At 43.7% G+C, this 17,938-nt stretch carries 15 protein-coding genes and 1 tRNA gene; 8 read left to right on the forward strand and 8 right to left on the reverse strand.

Annotated elements, in window-relative coordinates:
- Positions 1-238: 238 nt before the first annotated feature.
- Both AC6EMZ_RS06925 and AC6EMZ_RS06930 read right to left on the reverse strand, forming a co-directional pair.
- Positions 239-1,477 carry a relaxase/mobilization nuclease domain-containing protein gene (locus AC6EMZ_RS06925; protein WP_498401715.1) on the reverse strand — a complete coding sequence of 413 codons (1,239 nt, stop codon included), beginning with the start codon at positions 1,475-1,477 and terminating at the stop codon, positions 239-241.
- A complete protein-coding gene (locus AC6EMZ_RS06930; RefSeq protein WP_498401716.1) occupies positions 1,446-1,772 on the reverse strand; it encodes a hypothetical protein in 327 nt (108 codons plus the stop codon). Before AC6EMZ_RS06930 ends, AC6EMZ_RS06925 begins: the two co-directional genes overlap by 32 nt.
- A gap of 372 nt (positions 1,773-2,144) precedes the next feature.
- Here AC6EMZ_RS06930 and AC6EMZ_RS06935 point away from each other — a divergent pair, with 372 nt between their 5' ends.
- From AC6EMZ_RS06935 to AC6EMZ_RS06945, 3 genes are read left to right on the forward strand one after another with little or no spacing between them, the layout of a single operon-like run.
- Positions 2,145-5,066: a hypothetical protein gene (locus tag AC6EMZ_RS06935; protein WP_498401718.1), complete on the forward strand. Its 2,922-nt coding sequence runs from the start codon at positions 2,145-2,147 to the stop codon at positions 5,064-5,066.
- Positions 5,067-5,068: 2 nt separating this feature from the next.
- Complete coding sequence (locus AC6EMZ_RS06940) at positions 5,069-5,518, forward strand: response regulator (protein ID WP_498401719.1); 450 nt, start codon at positions 5,069-5,071, stop codon at positions 5,516-5,518.
- Positions 5,515-6,666, forward strand: a complete 1,152-nt coding sequence (locus AC6EMZ_RS06945) for a phosphorylase family protein (protein ID WP_498401721.1) — start codon at positions 5,515-5,517, stop codon at positions 6,664-6,666. Before AC6EMZ_RS06940 ends, AC6EMZ_RS06945 begins: the two co-directional genes overlap by 4 nt.
- A 185-nt stretch (positions 6,667-6,851) precedes the next feature.
- Here the strand turns inward: AC6EMZ_RS06945 and AC6EMZ_RS06950 are convergent, their stop codons facing one another.
- The 4 genes from AC6EMZ_RS06950 to AC6EMZ_RS06965 form a co-directional block, all read right to left on the reverse strand.
- Positions 6,852-7,355 (reverse strand): shikimate kinase, encoded by a 504-nt coding sequence (locus AC6EMZ_RS06950; RefSeq protein ID WP_498401723.1) that lies wholly within the window; start codon positions 7,353-7,355, stop codon positions 6,852-6,854.
- A gap of 98 nt (positions 7,356-7,453) precedes the next feature.
- A complete protein-coding gene (locus AC6EMZ_RS06955; RefSeq protein WP_498401724.1) occupies positions 7,454-8,698 on the reverse strand; it encodes a tyrosine-type recombinase/integrase in 1,245 nt (414 codons plus the stop codon).
- Positions 8,699-8,877: 179 nt separating this feature from the next.
- Positions 8,878-8,952 (reverse strand) — tRNA-Arg (locus AC6EMZ_RS06960).
- Between the two features lie 75 nt (positions 8,953-9,027).
- Positions 9,028-9,969, reverse strand: a complete 942-nt coding sequence (locus AC6EMZ_RS06965; RefSeq protein WP_498401726.1) for a formate/nitrite transporter family protein — start codon at positions 9,967-9,969, stop codon at positions 9,028-9,030.
- Positions 9,970-10,285: 316 nt separating this feature from the next.
- Between AC6EMZ_RS06965 and mlaA the strand changes: the two genes are divergently transcribed.
- Positions 10,286-11,038 (forward strand): phospholipid-binding lipoprotein MlaA, encoded by a 753-nt coding sequence (gene mlaA / locus AC6EMZ_RS06970; protein WP_498401728.1) that lies wholly within the window; start codon positions 10,286-10,288, stop codon positions 11,036-11,038.
- 48 nt (positions 11,039-11,086) lie between these two features.
- Here the strand turns inward: mlaA and fadL are convergent, their stop codons facing one another.
- Positions 11,087-12,370, reverse strand: coding sequence for a long-chain fatty acid transporter FadL (gene fadL / locus AC6EMZ_RS06975; RefSeq protein WP_498401730.1), 1,284 nt, complete (start codon positions 12,368-12,370; stop codon positions 11,087-11,089).
- A 372-nt stretch (positions 12,371-12,742) separates the two neighbouring features.
- On the opposite strand from fadL, the gene AC6EMZ_RS06980 reads away from it, so the two are divergent.
- The 4 genes from AC6EMZ_RS06980 to sixA all read left to right on the forward strand — a co-directional run bounded on the left by AC6EMZ_RS06980 (position 12,743) and on the right by sixA (position 17,340).
- On the forward strand, positions 12,743-13,027 hold the full coding sequence (locus AC6EMZ_RS06980) for a YfcZ/YiiS family protein (RefSeq protein WP_498401732.1): 285 nt from the start codon (positions 12,743-12,745) through the stop codon (positions 13,025-13,027).
- 161 nt (positions 13,028-13,188) lie between these two features.
- Positions 13,189-14,499, forward strand: coding sequence for an acetyl-CoA C-acyltransferase FadI (gene fadI / locus AC6EMZ_RS06985; protein ID WP_498401733.1), 1,311 nt, complete (start codon positions 13,189-13,191; stop codon positions 14,497-14,499).
- Positions 14,499-16,652 (forward strand): fatty acid oxidation complex subunit alpha FadJ, encoded by a 2,154-nt coding sequence (fadJ, locus tag AC6EMZ_RS06990; RefSeq protein ID WP_498401735.1) that lies wholly within the window; start codon positions 14,499-14,501, stop codon positions 16,650-16,652. The genes fadI and fadJ overlap by 1 nt, the downstream gene beginning before the upstream one ends.
- 202 nt (positions 16,653-16,854) lie before the next feature.
- Positions 16,855-17,340 (forward strand): phosphohistidine phosphatase SixA, encoded by a 486-nt coding sequence (sixA, locus tag AC6EMZ_RS06995; RefSeq protein WP_498401736.1) that lies wholly within the window; start codon positions 16,855-16,857, stop codon positions 17,338-17,340.
- Between the two features lie 45 nt (positions 17,341-17,385).
- Here the strand turns inward: sixA and smrB are convergent, their stop codons facing one another.
- Positions 17,386-17,937 carry an endonuclease SmrB gene (smrB, locus tag AC6EMZ_RS07000; RefSeq protein WP_498401737.1) on the reverse strand — a complete coding sequence of 184 codons (552 nt, stop codon included), beginning with the start codon at positions 17,935-17,937 and terminating at the stop codon, positions 17,386-17,388.
- Position 17,938 lies beyond the last annotated feature (1 nt).

Here is a 17,938-nt window from a genome sequence, read left to right on the forward strand (position 1 = left end):
CCCATGTAAAAATTACGTTTACAGAATTTTTTTGATAATGCAATTTCCTGTTTCGATTCTCGATGGATAGCTCGCTAAAGTAAAATCACTTGTACCGATCGATGCAATGATGTTGATAGGCCGTAGCTATCATGAGTACATTATTGATCTGTGAAACCGATCAATAATTATCAATAAAAATCAATAAATTAGCGCATTATGCTTTAATGGCTAATGTTGGAATGGTTGTAATTTACTGTTATTTAAGGTTTTTAATATTTTCAGTAAGCTTTGTTCGTATGTATGGGGTTAATGCGTGGACGGTCAGGACTCTCTTGAATTTTCGGAAAGAATTTATCAAGTAAAAACCAAACATTTTCAATTGGTTAATGTAAATCAACCAAAGGTTGAAGCGAGTGAACTTTGCTTCTTTCCTGCTCTTGGCATTTTGTAAATCGAGGACAGCATCGATTATGCGTTGACGTTTATCTTCTATAGCAACAATATCGGGCGTTAAAGAGGGTGCAGGGGCAAGAGAAACCGTTACGGGAGGGGGGAACGCTATGGAAGAAGAAAGAGACGCTATTTTCTCAGAAATAGTGAGTGATCCCTTCGTTGCATTGATTAGCTTTTTTGCAGGAGCAGGAGCAGGAGCAGGAGCAGGAGCAGGAGCAACTGGCATGGCATTTAATAGAAGTGGGTTATCGCGGTCTGGCTCGTAGTTTATGCATTTCTGAAGATTCGCCCAAGAATATTTTTTACCGAGCTGCGAAGCTTTGAAGGCTATATCACGATATGAGAACGAGAACCCGTTCATTTTTCCTGTGCTGGCGACATTCGCTGTCCAGGTGACTTCTGCAACTTCGAGTCGCTTGATAAAAGTGGGAAGTTCAGGTCTGTCAGCCAAACTTTTATCAAGGATCTCCTGAAGAGCCTGTTTAGGTGATGGGCTACTGATTCTTGCGGAAAGCATTTGTTCGTTGCGAGAGATCCTCTTCCGCTTCGCTTGCTGCGGGTCTATGGAAGCTGCGGATTTTGTCACTGTCAGATGGTGAGTCATTTCGAGTTCACTGATTATACGCGTGCTGATGAGATTCTCGTTCTTGCCGAGATAAAGCTTGCTACTGTTCATATCAATGCGACTGGCAATAATGTGTATATGTTGGCCGGCTTCGTCATCATGCAAAACGTAACAACGCAGGTGAGTCTCACTAAACCCAATCCTCATCATGTAATCGTCAGCGAACGCCACCCATTGGGTCGGTGAGAGTGATTCGCCCGTGGGTAAGCGTAGCGAGTTGTGCCATACAGGTTTAGCAACGTCCGGGCGTCGCTGTTTTGACAGATTAAATTCTTCAATAAGGTCTGTTGCTTTATATCCAAGCAAATTTCCACCGATGACGATAGGGTCTTGCTTGTGATGCGAACTCGGTTTCAATACATAGAGAACGACTCCAGAGAATGCCTTACCTCTTTTGATTTTTTGCATTCCCTTCATCAGACACTCCTTTTCCCTGTCTATCGATATTGAGTAAATTTATTCGAAGATCTTTAATGAGTTTATTCACATAGAAAATTTCTGTTTTTGTCAGATCACTGTCTGTATTTTTATTATTTAAATGCGAAAGAACACGATTAAATTGCTGGGAAATTTCACCTAACAGTTTCCATGTCTCGACGTTTATTGCAGGCACGACAGGAGGGAGTTGATTCAGGGATGCCATGCGAAGCCATTCCCCCTTACTTTTATCACCTCGTCGGGTATTGATAAGCGCTAATTCTTCTTTATTCAATCTGATGCTAATACAATGTATTCGCAGTAATTCAACGGGAGTTTTAGGGAATGAGATTTTCCCGATGGGTTTTGTTTTTTTATGTCTGATAGAGTTGTTTTTTTATTCATATAAATTCCTTTTCAAATGTGCATATTGATATTTCTTGCACGCTGAGTCATTCCTTTAAAATACTTAATAAAGTTTATTCGAAATGCCATGTATGTCAATTGCAAGGGTTTAACCTGGTTTTTCTTTTTCAACCGAAGAGCGAAAAACAAGGCAACTTAGAGAAGCGGAGCTTCGATGAGTTAGCCCTTGCTTTACTACAATTGAAAATTTGGTATAATGTTTAATCTCGTGCATTCATAATTATACTGTTGAGCAAAACTCATGATAAACAAAAAACTATCTTTTAACAGAAAAAATGATGCTTATTATCCCGTTTCAAGCATTTCAAACATAAAAGCAAGAAATATTATTCGAGGTATTCTTAACAATGATAGTAAAGGTGACGTTCTTAAAGCTTTAGAAAAAATAAAAGAATCTTGTAATAACAAAGAATATAAAGAATGTGTAAATGTTGTTAGAGGGAATGAGTTGTTTAGGGCTAACAACTATTCAAGATATTTCGTTGACAAATGTATGCTTATACATGGTGAAGAAGAATTAGGGACAATTGATGAGATAGGATTGAATATAGAAAAAAACCTTGATAAGTTAAATGATATTTTCATGCTGTATGATTCTCTATATATAAATATTAATAAAAGCAAGTATGAAAAAGCTATTGAGAAAATCAATGAAATAATTGATGCGCAAGGGTTGTCTATTCTATTAATAAGAATTATTCACTTTTTAAGGAACAAAGTCTCTCAAAATGATGAAGTTAGCACAGGCTCTAATGTTAAAGTAATTCTGGATGAAATATTAGGCAAGATACAAATTTCACGAATAAAACATTTGGAGAATGCAATAAAATGGATTTCAATATCGAAGGATGATTATTTTAATTTGTATGGTAAAATCAAAGATAATAAAAGTGATAAGTATATTAATTTAATGGTAAGGAGTTTTTTAGAACCATTTCCTGAGAGTGAAAGTGTTTACAGTAAGACTTTAAATGCATACTATTCATTTTCATTACTTGATGCAGTTATATATATATTTAACAGTGAAAGAATTCAACTTCCTTTTGCAGATATCTTCAACGGTCATTTTAATGAACTTAGAGAGAAATATAATAGCTTTTCTAAATGTTACCCTGTGATGGAGATTAATGAGCCAAGTGACGAAGAATATGTGGATCAGTTCTTTTTTAGAGAGTCATTTTTATTAGGAGAGCTTGATTGGGTCTTCAAGTATAGACTGATTCACGACGCATTTTACAGGAAGGATGAGAGCGGGTATTTTGCAAGACCTCCAATTCAAATAAATAGTTTGAATGAATATTTTCATGATCTAAATGGTTTTATGGATTTGAGGGTAAGTAGTGAAGGTGGATATTTAATTAATTTTGAAGAATACAATTCAGAAACGTCTGGGCAATTAGAAAATACCACTGCGCTGATGTATATATTAGAAAATCTAGAAGGTGATATATCTGGGAATGATGATGCATTTATCAAATTAATGACTTACACTCATGACATAGGAGAGATTTGCCCAGAGAGAATTCTTTCTAGAATTCTTGCAACGAGTGAGAATTCCGATGTTGCATTGATAATATCTTGTTTAATGTTCATTAAATATAAAACAAGAAAAGCTGAACATGTTTTAAGAGCAAATCTCCAAGAGGTTATTGTTGATAGGTTTGAGTCAGATATCATAAAAATGGTTAGGCATTTTTACAACATATCACCAGCAGTCACTGAACATTTAATAAACTTATGCGATGAGAATTTTTTAAGCATGATGTTTGACCTTACCGATCGGCCAATTGATGCAATTAATAATCGAGCTAACATTCTTGAATGGTTTGGTGAGACCACTCAAGATCTTCACTATGTAGAGCGATCTAAAAACTTAAGAACTGATATAAAAATAAGTAAAGAAAAAGGCACGATAGATGATTCGCGTATATATGTTGATACAACCAAATATATTCAATGGATAAATGATAATAAAATAAATAAATTCATTAATCTTTTAGAAATGCTTAATATAAATAATGCTATTGAAATCTCAAATGTTAAAGCTAATTGGGTGAAAGCAAAGTCAGGGTTAACGGTCGTCGATAGTATAGCCGCAGAGATATTGAGTTATTATGAGGAGTTTTGTGCAAATAAATTATTTGGTGTAGCATCTTACTTAGGTCGACGTATCAGACATGGAACATTTAAAGGCACTGGTTTAAAAGATATAACTGATATACAAAATTCTGCTAAATATACAAATTTAAAGGCAAATAAAATTTTCAATGAGCATTTTTCAGCATGGTTGAAAAATTATACTCAGATGCTGGATGAGTTGAAAAATGGATATTTACACATATTTAGTAAATCTAAACCAAATGGATTCCTAAAAACAGACTTAACTACTAAATCTAAAATAGTTATCGCAGACCACTTGCTTAAAGATATACTTAATTCATATCTTAAAGATTCTAGTGGAGCCCATTTGCCTTTTATCATAGTTGAATATTGTTGGAGGTTTATTGAAGAGGATTTATCAGAAATTAGAAAGTTGTTGATGGAATACAAATCGAAGTATGGAGTGTTTAACATCATCGGGCACAATTTCAAGGGAACGTTGAAAAGAGAATATCAAGAGTTTACATCTAATATAAACTCCATTTCAGCTGAAAAATTTAGAACGATATCTTCATGGTTTAATAAACCCTCAATAGTTTCTCCTACCACTGACATTGTTTTGCTTTTCAAGGCCGTTGTATCTGAGGTAAAAGGTCTTGAAAACGGTTTTGAACCGATAGTAAGTGTTTGCGATGAAAAATATGAGATTAGTGGCGGAAAGTATTTTGCTATTTACGATGCTCTTTATCTTATAATACATAATGCTGCTAGACACGGTAAGTCTGATGGGAATTTAAATTTAAAGATTGAATTTAACTCAAGTTCTAAAGCGTTAAAGATATCTGTCATGTCCGAATTCAAATCTCAAAACGATGGTATTAAAAGAAAAATTGAGATTGAAAGAAAATTCATTGAAAATAATGACGATGCAAATGACATTGATGAAAATAGTGGATTGAAAAAGCTTACAAGGATGGAGGATGATAATCTAATAAAGAATTTGGATTATGAATTAAATGATGAAAATATGACCATATCTTTCGACTTTATTATGGATTATTAATTATGAAAATTTTAATTGTTGAAGATGATTTTTTCAAGTATTCAAAAATTATTGAATCAATTAGTGTTTTTATGAGTGAAGTAGAGATTTGTAGGTGTGATAATGTTCATGCAGCTATTAAATTTGTTAAAAATAATACTCCAGACAAAATAATTTTAGATATGTCTCTTCCGAGTCATGCTGCGAGAATAGGGGAAGGAAGCCCTATACCAATGCCTGCTGGGGGTGTTGAAATTTTGTTGGAGCTAAGCTATAGAAAAAAAGAGTATATTCCTGTCTTAATATTAACTCAGTATGAGGAAATAGAGATAGAAGATGATTACTTCTCAATTGATGACGCCGGCAAAGAGCTGCAAAAGCTTTATGGGTTTGAAAATATAAGTGTGTCATTATATGATAATGACATTACTGATTGGCATGTGAATATTAAAGAATTTATAGAGGGATTATGAATATTTTATTAATTGAAGATGAAAGTGTTAAAAAAGATAGTTTAATTGCACTAATAAATAGTGTTGAAACAAACGATGAGAAAAAAATTGATTATGTTAAGAGTTTAGCCAGCGCTCGTAGGAAGATATTATCAGAGAAATTTGATTTAATAATTTTCGATATATACTTGCCACTAAAAGATGGTAATGAACATTCTGTTGATGTTTCTGAAGATATATTAAGCGACTTTAACCATAGTATAAATTATCAAACAGAGTCGATTGCAATAACAAAATACGAAATTGTTGATATTGAAAATATCGAATCATTCAATGAGTTGGGTATTACCGTAGTCCATTACAATGAAAATAGCGATACCTGGAAAGATAGCTTAAAGCAAAAGATTGCAAAATTAAGTGATAAAGCTAGCTTTGATTTCTTAATCTTTTGTGCACTAAGTAAAGAAAGAGATGCGTATGAGAAAAGCATTGCTGAAGTTGGTGAAAAAAAGATTATTAAAGGTTTAGATTGTCAGGAAGTAACTATTGAGGGACGGAAAGGATTATGTATCCAACCAGCAAGGATGGGGCTTGTAAATATGGCAATCACAGCTTCAAAAGCGATTGAATATTTTCAACCGAAATTAGTTGCTATGAGTGGAATTTGTGCCGGTGTCAAAGGTGAATCTAATTACTTAGATTTGATTATTGGCGATACATGTTGGGAGTATCAGACGGGAAAGTACAAAAATAAACGATTTGTGCAAGAACCATATCAAGTATCTTTAGATAGTAGTATTAAAACTGAGCTTAGTCATTTCATAAGCAATGAACAGATTATTAGTAAATTCAAGGAAGGCTTATACTGCAGTGAATTATCAGTGTCTGGTGTCGTATTAGGACCATTATCCTCTGGGTCGGCTGTTATAGCTGATGAAAAGAAGATGGAAGAAATAGGGCTTCAACATCGTAAACTCAAAGCTATTGAAATGGAAATGTACGCCTTATATGAGGCTGCAAACCAATCGCTTTCTAGACCAATTTATTTTGGGGTTAAATCTGTGGTTGATTTAGGCGATACGCTTAAAGATGACGCATTTCATGGTCCTGCATGCGTATTATCTGCGAGGTTTGTAGCGGAATTCATAAAGCACAAACTATGCATTTAATTTATGCAATGGATTGAATCATATAAAATGCGTTATTACCAAAATATTAGGCAATAACGCATAAGTTTTGAATTTAATTCTCTAATCTATTATAAATAAATAAATAAATAAATAAATAAATTAAGTGAGAGTGCGAAGTTAATTTATTTTGTTTTGGTGGTGAGTTATTTATATAAATTACTTTATTATGACAATCTCTCAAAAATAACATCTGCTTTGTTTTGTGGCTCGTATTTTAATGTGTATCCATAGCTATCTAAATGAGCTTTAGGGATATTGGATGTGTCCATGCTCCCTTCTTTAAAATCAACTAAGTTATATTCTTCCATCCAGATTTTTGATGTTTTTGATATTGCTTTTATATATATATAGAACATTTCTTCATTTAATTTAAGCCGACTCAGTGTATCACGTAAGCAGATGCCAACTATGATTTTTTTTCCTGTATTTTTTCTTATTTCCGTTAGTAATTCTTCTAATTTTAATTGATCAACATAGTTTAGATTTTTATCTTTAGTATCATCAATAAAACTATCTGTATCTATAAAATGTGCATTCAAATGTTGAGCTAATAAATTACCTGCTTTTGTTTTACCCGAGGCGGTATGGCCTTCTATGCAGATGAAGTTACATGGAAGAGATATAGAAAAAAGACTTGTAGCCTCTTCGCTTGTTATTATGTAAGTCATATTTCACCTTAATTCATAGGTTTTTATATATTGTATTGTGCTGTATTTTTTTCATTTTGTATTTCTTTTGTGATGTTTAACGCTGTTAAACCATATAATCACCTTGAAAATTCATAAGGTGTAAGAGCTTTAACATTACAAGAATCAAGATAGTCAGCCCACCATTGAAGCATCAGCCTTCTTTCTTCCAGATGTTCTGCTTTGTGAATATAAGCTGCTCGAACCGAGTTTCGTTCCTGATGGCTCATCTGGCGCTCTACGGCATCTCTCGACCATAACCCTGATTCGATTAATGCGCTACAAGCCATTGTTCTAAAACCATGCCCACAAACGTCAGTTTTTGTGTCATAACCCATAGCGCGAAGCGCTTTGTTTACGGTGTTCTCACTTATCGGTTTATCGTCCCGACTAAAGCCGATAAACATGAGTTCTTTCTCACCACTGATTTTCTGAAGTTCTTGAAGTTGAGTCTTGGCCTGTTGACTCAATGGCACTAGGTGAGGCGATTTCATTTTAGAGCCTCTACCAGAATACTTTACCCCTATCAGCTCTTGCCGTTCGCCAGGGATCGTCCATAACGAATTGTTTAAATTCACTTCTGACCAACGAGCAAATCTCAGCTCGCTTGAACGTATGAAAGTCAGCAAAGTCAGTTGAACTGCAATTTGAGTGATGCCTTTGCCTTTATAAGCTTTAATCCGTTTAAGAAGGTCTGGTAGTTGTTCTAGAGGAAGTGCAGGGCGATGATTGCTCTTGGCTGTGGTAACAGCACCAGCAAGATCATAGGCAGGATTTTGGTCGATCAATGCATTGTGGACAGCATATCGCATGATTGCGGTAATTCTTTGTTGCAGTCGAGCTGCAAGTTCAAGGTGTCCTGCTGCCTCGGCTTTTTTTAGTGGAAGTAGTAAATCGCGGGTTTTGAGTTCAGTGATGTTCCGTTTGCCTATCACAGGAAACAAGTGTGAAATTAAGCTGTTTAGGACTGTTGTCCTGTGGCTGACAGACCATGTTCTGTTACTTGAATGCCAATTCCGGGCGACGGTTTCAAAAGTGAGCAACCCTTTCTCTTCTATTTTTCCCGCTTTTCTCTTTTCACCTGGGTCAATGTTGTTGGCAATGAGTTGTCTTGCTTCATCCCTTCTACGACGAGCTTCAGATAATGACACCTCTGGATAGACACCCAAGGCCAGCATTTTTTGTTTACCGGAAAAACGGTATTGCAGACGCCAGTATTTAGAGCCGTTAGGCTGAATCAGGAGGTGCATACCGTATCCATCTGTCAGCTTGACGGGTTTTTCAGTAGGTTTTGTGTTTCTGACTTTAATCTCAGTAAGTGCCATTGAAAACCTCTTGCAGTGATGGTATCTGCATTATCGAACTTACCATACCAACATAAATACCAACAAAACAAGCTGGATATTGAAATATCTTAGTAGATGGTAGTAGACGGCGTGAGTAAGTTAACTTAATGAATTTACTGATTAAAGTGGGTTTTAGTAGACGTTCGTAGACAAGGTGATGGTGTCCCCTGCAGGAATCGAACCTGCAACTAGCCCTTAGGAGGGGCTCGTTATATCCATTTAACTAAGGGGACGAAGCGGCAAGAGTATAGCGTTATTCGCTCGTTGCGTTAAGCGCCTTGCCGCCCGACTGCTTAAAGAGTCGCCATTTAGGATGATTTATTTTGCTTTTCCGCTTTGTTTTGCCTCTCGCTTTCCTTTTCCTTTAATTCAGCTTTACGTTTGTTGGACATGTCATTACGGATTTGCGCATGGCTTAGCAGGGCGAAAATAAAGGTGCCTCCGCAGATATTACCCGCGAGAGTGGGTAAGGCAAATGGCCAGAAAAAATCAGTCCAGTGCTGCGTGCCGTTAAATATCAGATACAAAATTTCAACGGAGCCCACGACGATGTGCGTGGTATCGCCAAGCGCAATCAGCCAGGTCATCAAAATGATCACCACAATTTTGGCGGCTCCCGCAGAGGGGAACATCCAGACCATAGTGGCGATAATCCAGCCGGAAATGATGGCGTTTGAGAACATCTCAAGAGGCGTATTTTTCATCACATCCATGCCGATTTTCACGAACGCGTCGCGCGTGGGTTCATCAAATATCGGCATGTATTCGAACGCCCACGCGGCTACCCCGGTACCGATGATATTGCCGAGAAGCACCACGCCCCACAAGCGCATCAGCAAGCCGAAGTTGCCCCACGTAGGGCTTTGCATCACGGGGAGCACGGCAGTCACGGTGTTTTCTGTAAACAGCTGCTGCCGGGCCATAATGACAATAATAAAGCCAAACGTATAGCCGAGGTTTTCAAGCAGAAACCCGCCGGGGATACCTTCAAGCTGCACGTGGAAAATCCCTTTTGCCAGCAGCGACGCCCCCATAGACAGCCCGGCTGCAATCGCAGACCACAGCAGCGCCATGGCGTCGCGCTCAAGCTCTTTTTCACCATCCTGACGAATGTGTTCGTGGATAGCCATGGCGCGTGAAGGTAGCCGATCCTCATCCACTTCTATCTTCTTACCGCTTTGCTTTTCTTCGCTATCCACTTCGATTTCGTCAGTATGCTGACCAATTTTCTCTTCTTTCAAATCGTCCATAGAGGTTCTCCACGCCATAATCATCCTGTTAAGCGTAGCGGTTCTGACAGAGTTTCCAGGCGGTATACTCTTATTTTCTGTGCAATGGCAAAAAACGCGATACATCCTTTTTAAACAATCGGTAAACTTGACCGGAAACCGAATCAATAAAGCCAGGCTATGCTGAGAGAAGAATGAGGGCTATTTTTGCTCTTCATTGCGTGCGTGGACATCCAGAAACGTGCTGTTACAATCACTTGCATGTTTATTGGCGGTGCGTCTGACGCACCGTGACGGATGGCAATCAACGATAGCCATACTTAACAGGGAGAAAACTATGAAACTACGGCTGTCGGCGCTTGCGCTGGGCTCTACGTTGCTCGTGGGCTGTGCCAGCTCGGGCGAGCAAACGGGGCGCTCCGATCCGTTAGAAGGGTTCAACCGCAGTATGTATAGCTTTAACTACAATGTGCTGGACCCGTATGTGGTTCGCCCAGTCGCAGTGGCCTGGCGTGATTACGTACCGCAGCCTGCGCGCAATGGGCTCAGCAATTTCACCAGTAACCTGGAAGAGCCGGCGGTAATGGCGAACTTCTTCCTGCAGGGTAATCCCTATCAGGGGATGGTGCATTTCACTCGCTTCTTCCTGAACACCCTTTTGGGTATGGGTGGCTTGATCGATGTTGCCGGCATGGCAAACCCGAAACTTCAGCGTGAGCAGCCGCACCGCTTTGGTAGCACGATGGGGCATTATGGCGTGGGTTACGGTCCGTATGTTCACCTTCCGTTCTATGGCAGCTTTACCGTGCGTGATGATGGTGGCGACATGGTCGATACCCTCTATCCGGTGCTGTCATGGCTGACCTGGCCGCTGTCGATTGGTAAATGGACGGTGGAAGGAATCGAAACGCGTGCTCAACTGCTGGATTCCGACGGCCTGCTGCGTCAGTCTTCCGACCCATACATTATGGTGCGCGAAGCTTACTTCCAGAATCACGACTTTATTGCCAATGGCGGCAAGCTGAAGCCGGAAGATAATCCGAACGCGAAAGCGATTGAGAATGAACTGTCCGAGATTGATGCGCAATAAATGAAAAAGGTGAGCATCTGATGCTCACCTTTTTTAATGCTGTCGTGATTAGAAGGCGTAGTTGAAGTTCATACCGTACAGCCAGGCTTTCCCTTCAGATGTGAACTCGTACGGGCCTTCCTGGAAGGTGACTTTCTGACCGTGCATATAAGACACACCCGCATCGATAGACGCATCTTTGTTGAATGCGTAGGTTGCGCCTGCGCTCAGCCAGAAGCGGTCCTGATCCGGGATAGAGATAGAACGCTTGTCAGCCGGAACCGGGCTATCATCAAAGGCGATACCGGTACGGAACGTCCAGCTATCATCCATATAATAGGTGGTACCAAGGGCGATACGGTAGGCATCATGGAAACTTTCGTCTTTGTAGAACAGCGTCTGACCATTGCTGCCGGTCGCTTTCAGCTCCTGGAACTGGCTCCAACTGGTATAAGCCAGGCTGTAGTGAACTGCCCACTGAGGTGCTACTCGGTTATAGCCTGAAACTTCCCACATCTCAGGCAGATTTAGCGAGAGTGAACCCGGTATAGTTTGGCCAGACGTTCCCCACGGGATAGTGGTGCCTGCGCCCGGAACCATGCCATTCACAGGCGTCAGGATTCCGCTTTTGTAATCACCATCGAAGTCAATTTTTACTTCTGAACGATAGGTCAAGCCCCAACGGTTGTTTTTGTCCAGCTCATAAAGAATACCTGCATTCCAGCCGTAGCCCCATTCATCGCCTTTAAGGCTGGCAATTTTGTTGCTGTTTTTTGGCAATGCCGCAGTTTGTTCACCGGAATAACGTTCGATTTTCGCATCAGCGTAGACGGCGTTAAAGCCCAGACCGAAGCTCCAGCTATCATTAAGACGATAGGCACCACTCAGGTTCAGGTTAACGGTGGTCAGATCGGTTTTACCGGCGTACTCGCCAGCGGGATAATTGGTATTGAACTCGGTTGCCAGACCGTAGTTGGAGGTAACCGATGCACCCCAACCGAATTGATCGTTGATTGGTGCAACGAAGTGTAGATTTGGTACCCATGCAGTTGGAGCAATATTGTCAGCTTTCAGGCTGGCTCCAGTGTATGGGGAACGACCTGACACATTCACATCGGGGTCGATGAAAACGGCACCGGCAGAGAAAGTAGGGCGATCAAACATGGTGATCAGCGCCGGGTTACGGCTCACGTTGCCCGCATCATCTGCGATAGCGCCTTCGCCAGAATAGGCGCGGCCAAGGCCAGAGGAAGAAAATTCGTTAAGCTGGAAGCCCGCTGACCAGGCGGACGTTGATACGATTGCCACTGCGACTGCCAGCGCAGTCTTTTTGAACAGGGTTTTCTGGCTCATGACCATAACCTCATCGAGTTATTTTTATTCAATAATTGTTACACGTAGTAACAGGAGCGCGAAGTGTAGGGTCTGTGGTAACACTTAGAAATCAGACCAGTGGCGAGAGTATAGGTCCGACCAGATGGAATGTTGCAAGTTTGTTTGTTAAATTTTTCAAACATGTTTCATGAAACGGGATCTGCGTGGCAAAAATGCGACTACTGGCACTCACCGAAAAGGGTGATTTTTGAGTTAGATCATTTTTTAGTGTGATATTGGTCACTTGTCTCATTTTGCGCCATTAACGACTGGAGCGACTCCATGCAGGGGCGTAAAATACTAGCATCGTGTTTATCTCGCGCTGTGCGCGAATACAGAGGAAATTGAGCTATGAGTAAATGCAGTGCTGATGAAACCCCGGTTTGCTGCTGTATTGATGTTGGTACCATCATGGACAACACCGATTGCACCGCGTCTTACAGCCGCGTATTCACGAATCGTGCAGAGGCCGAAGAGACGCTGTCTGCGCTGACCCAACGCGCGCGCGATGTTGAATCTGAGCCATGCGAAATCAAATCAACCTTCACTGAAGTCGAAGGTGGTGTACAGCTTGATATCGACTTCGTCTTTGCTTGCGAAGCAGAAACACTGATTTTCCAGCTCGGCCTGCGTTAATCCGGTCTACAGCGCCTCTGTCCCGCGGAGGCGTTTTCTTTTTCTTCTCTGTGTTTTAGCTCGCACTTTTTTGTTTCCCTGATTGGCTGAATGTAAAAAAATGGTTAAGACTATTATCAGGTCAGACCACTTTGCGCATTTGTTATTTACAGGGGAGCGTTATGAGTCAGGCATTACCGCTAGTCACCCGCCAGGGCGATCGCATAGCTATTGTCAGCGGATTGCGTACTCCGTTCGCGCGTCAGGCGACGGCTTATCATGGAATACCGGCTGTCGATCTGGGGAAAATGGTCGTCGGAGAGATGCTGGCTCGCAGCGAGATACCGCCAGAAATCATTGAACAACTGGTCTTTGGTCAAGTGGTTCAGATGCCCGAAGCGCCAAACATTGCGCGTGAAATCGTACTGGGCACCGGTATGAGTGTACACACCGATGCCTACAGCGTCAGCCGTGCCTGCGCCACCAGCTTCCAGGCCGTGGCGAACGTGGCCGAAAGCCTGATAACGGGAACTATCCGCGCGGGTATTGCGGGCGGTGCCGATTCATCTTCCGTTCTGCCCATTGGCGTCAGTAAAAAACTTGGACGCGTGCTGGTGGACGTCAATAAAGCCCGTACGATGAGTCAAAAAATCAAACTCTTTTCCCAACTGCGTTTGCGGGATCTTGCCCCCGTTCCGCCTGCTGTCGCGGAATACTCAACCGGCCTGCGGATGGGCGATACCGCTGAGCAAATGGCAAAAACCTACGGGATCACCCGTGAACAGCAGGACGCACTGGCTCACCGCTCACATCAGCGTGCTGCTCTCGCATGGTCTGAAGGCAAGCTCACGGAAGAAGTGATGACCGCATATATCCCGCCTTTCCGCGAACCGCTGGTTGAAGATAACAATATTCGCGGCGCATCGACGCTTGCCGATTACGCAAAACTGCGTCCGGCGTTTGACCGTAAGCACGGTACCGTCACCGCGGCTAACAGCACGCCTTTGACCGACGGCGCAGCGGCTGTGATCCTGATGACTGAATCACGCGCCAGAGAGCTTGGCCTCAAACCGCTGGGTTATTTACGCAGTTACGCCTTTACCGCTATTGATGTCTGGCAGGACATGCTGCTGGGACCTGCGTGGTCTACTCCTTTAGCGCTCGAGCGGGCGGGATTAACGCTTTCCGATTTAACGCTTATCGATATGCATGAAGCCTTTGCTGCACAAACGCTGGCGAACTTGCAACTGTTGAATAGCGAACGTTTTGCTCGCGACGTGCTGGGGCGCGCGCATGCAACAGGAGAAGTTGATGAAAGCAAATTCAACGTGCTGGGCGGATCAATTGCCTATGGGCACCCGTTTGCGGCAACCGGTGCGCGAATGATTACGCAAACGCTGCACGAGCTACGCCGTCGAGGCGGAGGCTTTGGTCTGGTCACCGCCTGCGCGGCGGGTGGTCTGGGCGCGGCGATGGTTCTGGAGGCTGAGTGATGGATATGACTTCCGCTTTTACCTTACAGGTGCGCCTGGACAACGTAGCCATTGTGACTATCGATGTGCCAGGCGAGAAAATGAATACCCTGAAGGCCGAATTTGGCGCTCAGGTGCGCGCCATCCTCAAGCAAGTTCGTGAGAACAAAGAGATACGTGGCCTGGTCTTTATCTCAGCGAAACCCGACAACTTTATTGCCGGTGCGGATATCAACATGATCGCCCGCGCTAACAGTGCTCAGGATGCTGAACAGTTGGCTCGTCAAGGGCAGCAGATCATGGCGGAGATCCACAGTTTACCGATCCCGGCGATCGCTGCCATTCACGGCGCCTGCCTGGGTGGCGGGCTGGAACTTGCGCTGGCCTGTCATGGTCGCATTTGTACCGACGATCCTAAAACGGTGCTAGGGCTACCGGAAGTACAGTTAGGACTGTTACCCGGATCGGGCGGGACGCAGCGTTTACCTCGACTGATTGGCGTGAGCACCGCTCTGGAGATGATTCTGACCGGTAAACAGCTTCGTCCACGCCAGGCATTAAAGGCCGGGTTAGTGGATGAAGTGGTTCCGCATTCCATTCTTCTGCAAGCCGCTGTGGAGCTGGCGCTGAAAGGACGTCAAACAGGCCGACGTCTGCCAGTACGCGAGCGCATTCTTGCCGGGCCGCTGGGGCGGGCGTTGCTCTTTAATAGGGTTGGCAAGAAGACCGAACAGAAAACCAAGGGCAATTATCCGGCGACGAAACGCATTCTTGAGGTGATCGAAACGGGCCTGTCGCAGGGGAGCAGCAGTGGTTATGCCGCTGAAGCTAAAGCCTTTGGTGAACTGGCGATGACGCCTGAATCACAGGCTCTGCGTAGCGTATTTTTTGCCAGTACTGAAGTGAAAAAGGATCCCGGCAGCGAGGCGACGCCTGCGCAAATAAACGCCGTTGGCGTACTGGGCGGGGGATTGATGGGCGGTGGCATCGCATTTGTGACCGCCAGCAAGGGTAAAATTCCGGTCCGAATAAAAGACATCAACACAAAAGGCATCAATCACGCACTGCAATATAGCTGGCAATTGCTTGATCAAAAGGTCAAACGCCGCCATATCAAAGCAGGAGAACGTGACCGCGAACTGGCAATGATTTCTGGAACCACGGATTACAGCGGTTTTCAACATCGTGACGTGGTGATCGAAGCAGTATTTGAGGATTTAGCTCTCAAGCAGCAAATGGTGGCTGAGGTGGAGCAAAACGGCGCACCGCACACTATTTTCGCCTCAAACACCTCATCGTTGCCGATAGGTGACATTGCGGCCAGGGCGACACGGCCCGAGCAGGTCATCGGCCTGCATTACTTCAGTCCGGTTGAAAAAATGCCGCTGGTTGAGGTCATTCCCCATGCAGAAACTAGCCCGCAAACGGTGGCAACGATCGTTAAGCTTGCAAAGATGCAGGGTAAAACGCCCGTTGTGGTAGCCGATAAAGCCGGTTTTTACGTGAATCGCATCCTTGCCCCCTATATAAACGAAGCAATGCGGCTGCTGGTGGAAGGCGAGAAAATCGAGCACGTCGACAATGCGCTCGTTAATTTTGGCTTCCCGGTGGGTCCAATCCAACTTTTGGATGAGGTTGGAATTGATACCGGTACTAAAATTATACCTGTGCTGGAGGCGGCTTACGGCGAACGTTTTAGCCCTCCTGCAAACATTGTTTCTGCGATCTTGAATGACGATCGCAAAGGCAGAAAAAATGGTCGTGGTTTCTATCTTTACGCTGTGAAAGGGCGTAAAAGCAAGAAACAGGTTGACCCCGCAGTTTATGGGCTCATTCAGACAACCGGGGCGGGTAAACTTTCCGCGCAACAGTGCGCTGAACGCTGCGTGATGATGATGCTCAATGAAGCCGCGCGTTGTCATGATGAGCAGGTCGTTAAAAACGCGCGCGATGGCGATATCGGCGCGGTGTTTGGTATTGGTTTTCCGCCTTTCCTCGGTGGTCCTTTCCGCTATATGGACAAACTGGGGGCAGGTGAAGTGGTGGCAATATTGCAGCGTCTGGCATCACTTTATGGTGCGCGGTTTACACCATGTGAAGCGTTATTACATATGGCGGAACAGGGGCAGACATTTTGGCCCGCAAAGAAAATTGACCCTGAAAGCCAGGGTTAAAGAAGCGTAAATCCTGAGTTGAATGAACCTGTTTTGGCGATTTTGTAAACAGTTATTGATTATACTTACGCCATTAAGGTAAAAAACAGCGTTTCATTCATCGAATGGATCAGGCACAATGCCCGGCCATCGGGTTTTCTACCTTCTGATGTTGTCGCGGGTAGTCGACGCTGGTGATTCTGGTTAACAAAAGCGGTGCAATATGCAAGTTTTTATCATGCGTCACGGCGACGCGGCACTCGATGCCGCCAGTGATTCTGTTCGACCTTTGACAACCTGTGGCTGCGATGAATCTCGTCTGATGGCTACGTGGCTCAAGGGCCAAAAAGTGGATATCGAACGTGTTCTGGTTAGTCCATTCCTGCGCGCTGAGCAGACGCTGGGTGTGGTGGGGGAATGTATGAACCTGCCGGACAGCGTGGATGTGCTTCCTGAGCTTACGCCATGTGGTGATGTCGGCTCGGTAAGCGAGTATCTCCAGGCGCTCAGCAGTGAAGGTGTCGCTTCTGCACTGGTTATTTCCCATTTGCCGCTGGTCGGTTATCTGGTATCTGAACTGTGCCCTGGCGAAACACCGCCAATGTTTACTACCTCAGCGATTGCTAACGTCACGATTGATGACGAAGGCAAAGGGGTCTTCAACTGGCAAATGAGTCCGTGCAATTTAAAAATGGCGAAAGCGATTTAATGTGACGCGCGATACGGCGGGGAGCGAGAGCCTCCCGCCAGTCTGTCAGGGCAGTTCCGACAGCTGCCACTCTTCTATCTCTATCAATACCAGCAGCGCGGCGTCTCCGCCATATTCCTTTGGTGCCTGATGAAAGGCCATGACATGTGGATGCTGAGCCAGCCATAGGGGCGTTTGCTGTTTGAGAATATGTTTTCCGTGGCCGTGCATCACGCAGGTACAAAATATATGCTCACGGCGACAGGCGGCAATGAGTGCCCCCAGTTCCTGTTTAGCCTGCATCTGCGTTAAGCCGTGCAAATCGAGAAACAGCTCCGGCGAATAATCTCCACGACGTAACTTCTTCAGCTCAAAATGGCTGACGTCTTCGCGTACGTACTTCACCGCACCTTCCGTGTTGAGCAGCGGCTGAAATTCGTCTGAAAAATAGTGGCTGTTGTCAGCTTGTTCCTGCAACAAACGCTTAACCGGAACGTCGGTTATTTTTTTGCGCATCGGGCGATGGACGATAGTGTCCTGCTTGATTTGACGTGTCCCACTCATCAGCTGGCGGAACAGCGTCTGATCCCCCTCGCTAAGCGGTGTTTTCTTTTTCATT

It is taken from the genome of Enterobacter sp. SCRI0065, assembly GCF_059766475.1.

Coding starts and splice junctions, on each gene's coding strand:
- AC6EMZ_RS06925 (WP_498401715.1), bottom strand. CDS start 1,477: ATGAAGGGAATGCAAAAAATCAAAAGAGGTAAGGCATTCTCTGGAGTC.
- AC6EMZ_RS06935 (WP_498401718.1), top strand. CDS start 2,145: ATGATAAACAAAAAACTATCTTTTAACAGAAAAAATGATGCTTATTAT.
- AC6EMZ_RS06940 (WP_498401719.1), top strand. CDS start 5,069: ATGAAAATTTTAATTGTTGAAGATGATTTTTTCAAGTATTCAAAAATT.
- AC6EMZ_RS06945 (WP_498401721.1), top strand. CDS start 5,515: ATGAATATTTTATTAATTGAAGATGAAAGTGTTAAAAAAGATAGTTTA.
- AC6EMZ_RS06950 (WP_498401723.1), bottom strand. CDS start 7,355: ATGACTTACATAATAACAAGCGAAGAGGCTACAAGTCTTTTTTCTATA.
- AC6EMZ_RS06955 (WP_498401724.1), bottom strand. CDS start 8,698: ATGGCACTTACTGAGATTAAAGTCAGAAACACAAAACCTACTGAAAAA.
- AC6EMZ_RS06965 (WP_498401726.1), bottom strand. CDS start 9,969: ATGGACGATTTGAAAGAAGAGAAAATTGGTCAGCATACTGACGAAATC.
- mlaA (WP_498401728.1), top strand. CDS start 10,286: ATGAAACTACGGCTGTCGGCGCTTGCGCTGGGCTCTACGTTGCTCGTG.
- fadL (WP_498401730.1), bottom strand. CDS start 12,370: ATGAGCCAGAAAACCCTGTTCAAAAAGACTGCGCTGGCAGTCGCAGTG.
- AC6EMZ_RS06980 (WP_498401732.1), top strand. CDS start 12,743: ATGAGTAAATGCAGTGCTGATGAAACCCCGGTTTGCTGCTGTATTGAT.
- fadI (WP_498401733.1), top strand. CDS start 13,189: ATGAGTCAGGCATTACCGCTAGTCACCCGCCAGGGCGATCGCATAGCT.
- fadJ (WP_498401735.1), top strand. CDS start 14,499: ATGGATATGACTTCCGCTTTTACCTTACAGGTGCGCCTGGACAACGTA.
- sixA (WP_498401736.1), top strand. CDS start 16,855: ATGCAAGTTTTTATCATGCGTCACGGCGACGCGGCACTCGATGCCGCC.
- smrB (WP_498401737.1), bottom strand. CDS start 17,937: ATGAAAAAGAAAACACCGCTTAGCGAGGGGGATCAGACGCTGTTCCGC.